The sequence below is a fragment of the Phyllobacterium sp. P5_D12 genome, from assembly GCF_054049495.1.
Genome location: NZ_JBFUMG010000505.1, coordinates 1 through 3,231, shown reverse-complemented (window position 1 = coordinate 3,231; position 3,231 = coordinate 1). Strand labels below are relative to the sequence as shown.

The window sequence follows — 3,231 nt, the reverse complement described above, 5'->3', positions numbered from 1 at the left end:
CGGCAATATGATGCGGCTGCAGGCAAAGATCAGCAACCCCACGAGTCCGATTTGAAGCGCTGAATCGAGCATTCTCAAGAGCGGCGGCGCGCGCTGAGGGATTGTGACGTTCGGCTGCATTTTGCTGCCCCCTTCCCAGCCAATCCGGATCCAGATAGCTCGGTCCTCCAGCTAACTATTTACCTGTTTCGGCCGTTCTGCAAGACAGATGCAACAGTGCTCGCTGGACGTTGCGATGGCGGCCGCTTAGGACTAAATTGCCTTCCAACGCGGCGGCCGCGTGACTGAGGGGGAAACGTCATGGCGTCAGATGCAACTGGGGCCCCTCGCGATGATGCTCCAAATACTATGGGCGCGCCTCTGAAAGAGAAAAACCCGCAGCGCACGGTCGCAATTACCGTGCTTCTGGTGGCTTTGCTTCTGTTTGTCGTGACGGTTTTCATGGAGCGGCGCACGCCTTCTTCCTCGCAGGCGACCGTCAGTGCCTATGTCGTTGGCGTAGCGCCGGAGGTTACCGGGCGGGTTATTGAAGTGGGCGTGACTGACAACAGTGCCGTGACGCCCGGCCAGATGCTGTTTCGACTGGATCCGGAACAGTACCGGATTGCCGTGGCAGAGGCGGAAGCACGCCTGGCAGGGGTAGGTCAGACGATCGGCGCTTCGACGGCGGCCGTCGATGTCGCCCAGGCCAAGGTGGTGGAGTCGAAGGCAGTCCGGGTCAATGTCCAGGATCAAGCCACCCGCGCCGTGGAACTTGTCAAGCGCGGTATCTACGCCCAGGCGAAACATGATGAGGCCGAGGCCGCGCTGGATCAGGCAAATGCCGGCGTCGATGCGGCCGAAGCCGACCTCGCGCGGGCTCGGGAGGAGCTTGGGCCCGCAGGAAAAGACAATCCGCAATTGCAGGAGGCGCTCGCGGCGCTTGAAAAAGCCCAGCTTGATCTGCTGCGTACGACGGTTTCAGCCCCGGCGGAAGGCGTCGTCACCAATCTCCAGCTTTCCGTCGGAGGTATGCTCAGCGCTGGCGAGAGTGCAATGACCTTCATCGATACCGGCACGATCTGGATCACAGCTGCGTTCAAGGAAAACAGCCTCGAGATGGTTGCCGCGGGCGACCGTGCGGAAGTGCTTTTCGATGTTCTCCCGGGTCAGATTTTCGCCGCCACGGTTGAAGGCATCGGGATGGGGGTTGCTCAGGGAAGTGTCGACCCGGCGACAGGCCTGCCGAAGATTTCCACAGACACTGGATGGGTGCGAGCACCGCAGAGCTTTCCCATCCGCCTGGTTCTCGACGAAGGGCGGCCCAAGGGCGTGCGATACGGTTCACAGGCCAATGTGGTCATCTACACCGGGGACCATCCGGTCACCAATGCGCTCGGCAGCATCTGGATCCGGATCCTTTCGGTCCTGACCTATGTCAGCTGATACGCTTCTTTTGCACGAGGAGGACCGCGTCAATGTAAAGCGCAAGGGTCTGCGCATAGCGCTTGCCGTTGCGGTCGGCTTTTCCTGGTCGGTCTATTCGGGGGCTATCATCCCCTTCCTTGGTCCATTGTTTGCGGCACAGTTTCTGATCTCGAGTTCCCGCCCCATGTCGTTGCAAAAGGCGTCGGCAGTCACAGTGCTGATTCTTGTCGTCGGAGCATTTCTGCAATTCGTAACGGTTCTGACCGGCGACCGGCCGCCCGTTCTCTTGCTCCTGCTCGGACTGATTTACTTGAGATGTTTCTACCAGCAGGCCAACGGTAAGGGCGGACCCACAATCTTTCTGGTGCTGGTCATTGCGGTTATTGTGCCGCTACTCACAATTCTGAACGAAGACCTCGGCGACACCATTCTTATGATCCTGGTTCAGGGTGTGGTGACCGGCATGCTTTTGATGTGGCTGGCATACGTTGTTATACCAGACAAAGGTAGCCCCACTCTCAAGGTCGCGACAGCGACGACGTATCCGCGTGCGACACGCTACGCTGCAGCCAACACCGCCATACTGCTGATCGCGGTGGTTGCCTGTCTGACACGCGAAGGGCTGGCTACGGCGATCGTCATTCCGATAACCGTCGTGTCACTGCTATCCCAATTCGACGTCGCAGCCAGCACGCGCGCCGCCTTGGGGCTCGTGATAACCAATATCACCGGAGGCGTGGCTGCGTCCGTCGCATTCGGGCTGCTTCAGGTACGGCCGTCCCTCATTTTCCTCTTTCTATTGGTACTGCTGGCCGGCCTGGTATTTGGCGGTCGTGCTGCGATGCACGCGCCGTCCGCCAAACTTTACGCGGGTGCTTTGACCATCTTCCTCCTCGTATTCGGAACGGGTGTGTCGCCGCTTCCGGGGTCTGCCGCCGAGTCCTTTTCCGCCCGGGTCACCTACATACTGGTAGCCATCGCCTATGCGATCTTCATGACAACGTTGCTTTGGCCTCGGCAGGAGCGCAGTCTTGGTTGACGATTTAGATATTTGATTTGTGGGGGATTGATTGATGACCATCGAAGAATTCGATATCGCGTCGAACAAGGGCAAGCTGGTCGACCTGACGGCCAAGTTGGTGGCGGCTTACGTCCGCAATAACGCAGTACCTACCGCGGATTTGCCGATGTTGCTCAACACCGTGCATGCTGCTTTATCGGGGGCTGCGATTGGAATCGAAGAGACGGCAATTGCCTCGCCGAGCCCCGTACCTGCAGTGAACCCCAAAAAGTCGGTCACACCCGATTACATAATTTGTCTGGAAGACGGCAAGAAGTTCAAATCGCTGAAGCGGCACTTGAAGACTTCCTTTGATCTCACGCCCGAAGAATACCGCAAGAGATGGAATCTTGATCCGTCCTACCCGATGGTCGCACCGAACTACGCCGAGGCTCGCTCCCGCCTTGCCAAGACGATGGGGCTCGGTCGAAAGTCGGGAAGGGCGCGTTAGTCAGCGGTCAGTCCGTAGCCGGTGGGGCAATCAGAAGGCTCGTTCGGGGCCTCATTTTTCAGCGCCAGAATTCGTCCAGATAGTCAATGACCTCGCCGTCAGATCCTGCGACCTGGCTAAGCATCATCTGGTCGATCCAAAAGAGGATGGCCTTACGTATCTCCTGATCCTGCCAACCGGCTTCCCTGGCCTTCTCATGCACCCGGATATAGGTGAGGTGGTTGAATGGAAGGGCAATCTGATCCTTGAACATCTCTTCAATCGCGTCCGCACATTCCAATCGCGTCCGCACATTCAGCGCCGCGCCGAAGAT

4 protein-coding genes are annotated in these 3,231 nt (G+C 58.4%); 3 read left to right on the top strand and 1 reads right to left on the bottom strand.

The window, feature by feature from the left end:
• Positions 1-300: 300 nt before the first annotated feature.
• Genes ACXJ5O_RS22585 through ACXJ5O_RS22575 form a run of 3 tightly spaced genes read left to right on the top strand, consistent with a single transcriptional unit; the run spans position 301 to position 2,918 of the window.
• The gene (locus tag ACXJ5O_RS22585) at positions 301-1,425 is read left to right on the top strand and encodes an HlyD family secretion protein (protein WP_457301855.1); all 1,125 of its coding nucleotides are present in this window, start codon (positions 301-303) and stop codon (positions 1,423-1,425) included.
• Positions 1,415-2,446, top strand: coding sequence for a DUF2955 domain-containing protein (locus ACXJ5O_RS22580; RefSeq protein ID WP_457301854.1), 1,032 nt, complete (start codon positions 1,415-1,417; stop codon positions 2,444-2,446). The genes ACXJ5O_RS22585 and ACXJ5O_RS22580 overlap by 11 nt, the downstream gene beginning before the upstream one ends.
• A 34-nt stretch (positions 2,447-2,480) precedes the next feature.
• Positions 2,481-2,918, top strand: a complete 438-nt coding sequence (locus ACXJ5O_RS22575) for a MucR family transcriptional regulator (protein WP_457301853.1) — start codon at positions 2,481-2,483, stop codon at positions 2,916-2,918.
• A 58-nt stretch (positions 2,919-2,976) separates the two neighbouring features.
• Here the strand turns inward: ACXJ5O_RS22575 and ACXJ5O_RS22570 are convergent.
• Positions 2,977-3,231 (bottom strand): hypothetical protein (locus ACXJ5O_RS22570; RefSeq protein ID WP_457301852.1); only part of this gene is annotated, 255 nt, incomplete at its 5' end.

What these genes read in the sequence shown, in the direction of transcription:
- ACXJ5O_RS22585 (WP_457301855.1), top strand. Translation starts at nt 301, where the DNA reads ATGGCGTCAGATGCAACTGGGGCCCCTCGCGATGATGCTCCAAATACT.
- ACXJ5O_RS22575 (WP_457301853.1), top strand. Translation starts at nt 2,481, where the DNA reads ATGACCATCGAAGAATTCGATATCGCGTCGAACAAGGGCAAGCTGGTC.
- ACXJ5O_RS22580 (WP_457301854.1), top strand. Translation starts at nt 1,415, where the DNA reads ATGTCAGCTGATACGCTTCTTTTGCACGAGGAGGACCGCGTCAATGTA.